This window comes from Stenotrophomonas capsici (assembly GCF_034961085.1).
Classification (GTDB): Bacteria; Pseudomonadota; Gammaproteobacteria; order Xanthomonadales; family Xanthomonadaceae; genus Stenotrophomonas; species Stenotrophomonas capsici.
This window is the reverse complement of the sequence record NZ_JAYFUH010000045.1, coordinates 1-4,820: the sequence shown is the minus strand read 5'-3', so window position 1 is coordinate 4,820 and position 4,820 is coordinate 1. Positions and strand designations below refer to the sequence as shown.

Here is a 4,820-nt window from a genome sequence, read left to right as displayed (position 1 = left end):
GGGCTGCCGGTTGCCATCGAACCGGCGTTTATCCACAGGAGAAGGGCAAAGCAGCGCCGCATCAATGCCCCGAATGGCCCCGGATGCTCCCGTTTGTGGATAAAAATGCGTTCAAGCGACGAGGGATGCCTGCTTATCCACAGCAATCTGGGGATAAGCGGCTTCGCAGGCCTTCGGTATGCTTCGTGACCCGGACGACATCTGATCTATCCACAGGCGCTGTCCGGATCAGGCGGGTTGCCTGTACATGGACCGTTGCAGCTGTGGACAAGTCCGGGCCGGAAGTACGCGGCGCCCGGGAAAATAACGCTACTTGTCGGCCTATTGGTAGAATTTAGGAGAAGATAACCGCCGAAACTGCCCTTTTCGATACGGCGAATCCATCCACAGGGCATCGTCGTCAGGGGCCTAGGAGAGCATCCGCTTCCTGCTACACCCCCGCGTGTCCTGCAAGTCCTCTTCGGGTGGCCCGGCGTTCTTTCCCCGCTCCGGCATCAGGCGGGCAGGGCCCGCACTTGAGGGGATGGCAGTGGATGTCTGTGAAAGCCATCGCCCGACCTGTGGATAACCATGTGAATGATCATGTGCTCATGCCGCATGCGCATGTTGTCCATCGCCGGGTACCCCGCCTCCGACCTGGATCAGGCGTCGACGGCTGGCTCCCCTGCCCGCTCGATGATCGTCAGGTAGCCCGCCACCGTGGCTTCGATGCCTTCGTACAGAGCCTCGCCGATCAGTGCATGACCGATGGAGACCTCCAGCACGTCGGGGACCTGGGTCAGGAAGTGATACAGGTTTGCCTGCGACAGGTCATGTCCGGCATTGACGCCCAACCCGGCGGCCTGCGCGCGGCGTGCGGCATCGGCAAACAGGGCCAACGCCGGTTCCACCGGGCCGGTGGCGAAGGCCTCGGCGTAAGGGCCTGTGTACAACTCGATGCGATCAGCGCCCAGGGCTGCGGCCTGGGCAAGGTCGGGATTGCCGGCATCGACGAACAGGCTGACCCGGCAGCCATATCCCTTGAGCGTGGCGATCAACGGACGCAGGCGTTCGCTGTCGCGGCCGAAATCGAAGCCATGGTCGGAGGTGAGCTGGCCGTCGCCGTCGGGCACCAGGGTGACCTGCGCCGGACGGGTCTGCTCGCACAGCGGCAGCAGGCCGGGATAGCCCTCGCGCGGCGGCGCGAACGGATTGCCTTCGATGTTGAACTCCACGCCATGCTGGCGGGTGAGCTCGGACAATGCGTAGACGTCGTCGGCGCGGATGTGGCGCTGGTCCGGGCGCGGATGCACGGTGATGCCGTGCGCGCCGGCGCGCAGGCAGGTCATCGCGGCACGCACGACGTCCGGATCGCTGCCGCCACGCGAATTGCGCAGCACGGCGACCTTGTTGACGTTGACGCTGAGCTGGGTCATGGCTGGTTGGGGTCCTGCAGCTGCGGGGGGGCGGGAGCCGCTGCCGGCGCCGGCGAAGGGGACGTTGTGGTCGCGGCGTCGGCAGTGGCCGCGGGACGGAGCTGCTCACGCAGCGCCTGCAGTTCGGCCGCGTGCAGTGGCCGCGGGACATCGTTGACCACGCCGTCGAACTTGGCCGCGTACAGCCCCTTCACCCACAGCAGCATGAACACCAGCGCCGCCACCAACGACAGCACCAGCAGGGCCATGTTCGTCGTGGACAGGGCGAACACGAATGCAGCCAGCGCAAGCAACAGGAACAACCAGTACATGGTCTCGACCTCCCCGGAGAGGACTGCAGTTTAACGGCCGCTGCAAGCCCGGTTCCATGGGCCGCGGAATGGACGGAGCGCTGGAAGGCATGGACGGCGAAACGCCCCTGTCGCCGCCGGTTCAGCCATGCCAGGCGGGGCGTGCCGCGCGGTCTTCAGAGCAGTGGTGAGGCCAGCCGAGCCACGGCCTCCGGTAGCCGCTGCCGCCACAGGGGGCGCTGGCTGCTTGGCACCACCTCGGTGGCGCTGTCGAACTCCTGTTGCAGGATGGCGTCCAGCTCGGCGGTCAACCCGCGGTCGTTGTACATCATCGACAGCTCGAAGTTCAGGCGGAAGCTGCGGTGGTCGAAGTTGGCGGTGCCGACGATGCAGGTGTGGTCATCGGCGATGAAGGCCTTGCTGTGCAGCATGCGCGGGCCGTACTCGAAGATGCGCACGCCGGCCTCGAGCAACTCGTCGAAGTAGGAGCGGGCGGCCAGGGTGACGAACTTCGAATCGCTCTGGCGCGGGACCATCAACCGCGTGTCCAGCCCGCCGAGCGCAGCCGAGGTCAGCGCCATCCGGGCGGCTTCGCCGGGCACGAAGTACGGGGTGACCAGCCAGACGCGGTGGCGGGCTTCCTGGATGGCGGCCACGTGCAGGCGGTGGATCGCCTCCCATGCCGAATCCGGTCCGGAGACCAGCACCTGCGCGCGGATCGTGCCCTGGTCGCGCCGCGGCACGTCGGGCGGGAACAGGTCCTCGCGACGGAAGTTGCCCGCGCCCTGCCCGGTGGCGTAGATCCAGTCTTCCAGGAACACCAGTTGCAGGCTGTGCACCACATGGCCCCGGATGCGCATGTGCAGGTCGCGATACGCATTGGGGTTGCGGCTGTCGTCTTCCTCGTCGGTGACGTTGATGCCGCCGGTGAAGGCGATCTCGCCGTCCACCACCACCAGCTTGCGGTGCGTGCGCAGGTTCAGCCACGGGCGCTTGAACGGCTTCAACAACTGGCGCGGGTGGAACCAGGCCACCTCGCCGCCGGCGTCGAGCAGCGGTTGCAGGAAGCGTTTGCCGATGCGCGAGGAACCCACCGCATCGAGCAGCAGGCGCACCGTGACGCCGGCCTTGGCGCGTTCGACCAAGGCATCGCGCATGGCGGTGCCGGCGTGGTCGGGCTCGAAGATGTAGTACTCCAGGTTCACGTGGCGACTTGCCTGGCCGATGGCGGCGATGATCGCCGCGTAGGTGGCCGCGCCATCGACCAGCCAGTCGACTTCGGTGGCGGTGCTGGGTGGCAGGCCGGTGGTGGCCTGCCCGACCCGCGCCAGCTCGGTGCAGGTGTCATCCTGCGCGCCGACCGCGTCGTAGGTGCCCAGCCCCTCGCGCGAGCGCCCGCGGCGCAGGCGCTGGCGGACGATGCGTTGTGGGCCGAACAGATAGAACACGAACAGCCCGATGTAGGGCAGTGCCGCCAAAGACAGGATCCAGCTCAGCGTGGCCACCGGTTCGCGCTTCTGCAGCACGATGTAGCAGGCCAGCAGGACCAGGTAGACCACGTAGGTGGCGGCCAGGATCTGGCCGAGGTGGGGAAGGCTGGACAAGCTGGCCCAGAGGCTGTGGAAGGCATCGCGCATCCGCCGATTCTAGCCATCCGACGACCCACGCGAGGGACAAAAGCCGCCCATGGCGTCGGTCGATCACCTTGTGCAAGGCCGGCTGAAGCGCCGGGCAGCTGAATGTGGCCAGTCGCTGACAGTGAGACAGGCGCGCGCTAGCGTAGGCCGATGTCGACCCCTTCCCCCATCAAAGGCCGCGGTGCCAGCAGCTACCTGCCCGGCCGGTTCGAGACACAGCTCACCGAAGCCGTGGACGATGGCTGGGCGACAGACGAGAGCGAGGAGTTCGCCCAGGCCCGGCTGCGCACGGACGTACGCCCTGAAACCGCGCGCAGCATCATCAGCCGCAACACCTCGCCGGACGTGGGTTTCAGCCAGTCGGTGAACCCGTACCGCGGTTGCGAGCACGGGTGTTCGTACTGCTTCGCCCGCCCCACGCATGCCTACCTCAACCTGTCGCCGGGGTTGGACTTCGAGACCAAGATCTTCGCCAAGGTCAACGCGGCCGATGTGCTGCGCCGGGAGTTGTCCCGGCCGGGCTACGTGCCGCAGCCGATCGCGCTGGGCATCAACACCGACGCCTACCAGCCGATCGAGCGCAAGCTGGGCATCACCCGGCAGCTGATCGAGGTAATGCTGGAGACCCGGCATCCGTTCTCGCTGATCACCAAGAACGCGCTGGTGGAGCGTGACATCGACCTGCTCGCCCCGCTGGCCGGGCAGCAGCTGGTGAGCGTGCATTTCTCGGTGACCTCGCTGGACCCACACCTGTCGGCGAAGCTGGAGCCGCGCGCCTCGGCCCCGCATGCCCGCCTGCGCGCGATGCGGCGGCTGAGCCAGGCCGGCATCCCGGTGGGGGTGATGGTGGCGCCGGTCATCCCGTGGATCAACGACGCCGAGCTGGAAGCGGTGCTGGAGGCCGCCCGCGATGCCGGGGCCTGCAGCGCGGGCTATGTGCTGCTGCGCCTGCCCTACGAAGTGGCACCGCTGTTCCGCGATTGGCTGCAGGCGCACTACCCGCAGCGTGCCGAACACGTGATGAGCACCATCAACCAGCTACGCGGCGGCAAGGATTACGACAGCCAGTTCGGCAAGCGCATGCGGGGCGAAGGAGCGTACGCCGACCTGCTTTCCAACCGCTTCAAGCTGGCGCGCAAGCGGCTGGGGTTCGATGCCCAGAACAGCCATTGGCCGAAGCTGGACTGCAGCCGTTTCATCGCGCCGGCCCCGCCGAAGAAACCGTCGCTGCAGGGCGAGTTGTTCTGAGCGGGCAGGCCGGTTGCCGGGTCAATCGCCGCCACCTCCACCGTCCCCGCCACCATCGCAGCTGCCCGCATCGCCGCTGCACTCGCTGGCATAGGCGTCGGTTCCCAGGATCGGCCCGCCGCCGTCGGATGCGGTGAACGTGTCATCGCGTGGCGTGGCGGCGGCATTGGCCTGGGTGCTGGCGAAGCTCAGGCACAACACCGCGCCGATGACCGGCAGCAGCCAGATCG

5 protein-coding genes and 1 pseudogene are annotated in these 4,820 nt (G+C 67.2%); 2 read left to right on the top strand and 4 right to left on the bottom strand.

The annotated features are described in order from the left end of the window. The coding region (locus tag VA603_RS01525) for a hypothetical protein (RefSeq protein WP_323437739.1) at nt 1-189 on the top strand (189 nt) is incomplete at its 5' end. Nucleotides 190-641: 452 nt separating this feature from the next. On the opposite strand, the gene VA603_RS01520 is transcribed toward VA603_RS01525, so the two are convergent. From VA603_RS01520 to cls, 3 genes are all read right to left on the bottom strand, one after another. Then, nucleotides 642-1,415, bottom strand: a complete 774-nt coding sequence (locus VA603_RS01520; RefSeq protein WP_132864050.1) for a pyridoxine 5'-phosphate synthase — start codon at nt 1,413-1,415, stop codon at nt 642-644. Continuing rightward, nucleotides 1,412-1,726: a hypothetical protein gene (locus tag VA603_RS01515; protein ID WP_243693979.1), complete on the bottom strand. Its 315-nt coding sequence runs from the start codon at nt 1,724-1,726 to the stop codon at nt 1,412-1,414. The genes VA603_RS01520 and VA603_RS01515 overlap by 4 nt, the downstream gene beginning before the upstream one ends. 155 nt (nt 1,727-1,881) lie before the next feature. Continuing rightward, nucleotides 1,882-3,342, bottom strand: coding sequence for a cardiolipin synthase (gene cls, locus VA603_RS01510; RefSeq protein WP_323437738.1), 1,461 nt, complete (start codon nt 3,340-3,342; stop codon nt 1,882-1,884). Between the two features lie 150 nt (nt 3,343-3,492). Between cls and VA603_RS01505 the strand changes: the two genes are divergently transcribed. Beyond that, the gene (locus VA603_RS01505; protein WP_132864048.1) at nt 3,493-4,590 is read left to right on the top strand and encodes a PA0069 family radical SAM protein; all 1,098 of its coding nucleotides are present in this window, start codon (nt 3,493-3,495) and stop codon (nt 4,588-4,590) included. Nucleotides 4,591-4,611: 21 nt separating this feature from the next. Here VA603_RS01505 and VA603_RS01500 read toward each other — a convergent pair. Next, a pseudogene (locus tag VA603_RS01500) lies at nt 4,612-4,820 on the bottom strand (hypothetical protein); the annotation flags it as partial.

Bases quoted from the DNA above. Each gene is read 5' to 3' on its own strand.
- VA603_RS01520 (WP_132864050.1), bottom strand. From the start codon at position 1,415: ATGACCCAGCTCAGCGTCAACGTCAACAAGGTCGCCGTGCTGCGCAAT.
- VA603_RS01515 (WP_243693979.1), bottom strand. From the start codon at position 1,726: ATGTACTGGTTGTTCCTGTTGCTTGCGCTGGCTGCATTCGTGTTCGCC.
- cls (WP_323437738.1), bottom strand. From the start codon at position 3,342: ATGCGCGATGCCTTCCACAGCCTCTGGGCCAGCTTGTCCAGCCTTCCC.
- VA603_RS01505 (WP_132864048.1), top strand. From the start codon at position 3,493: ATGTCGACCCCTTCCCCCATCAAAGGCCGCGGTGCCAGCAGCTACCTG.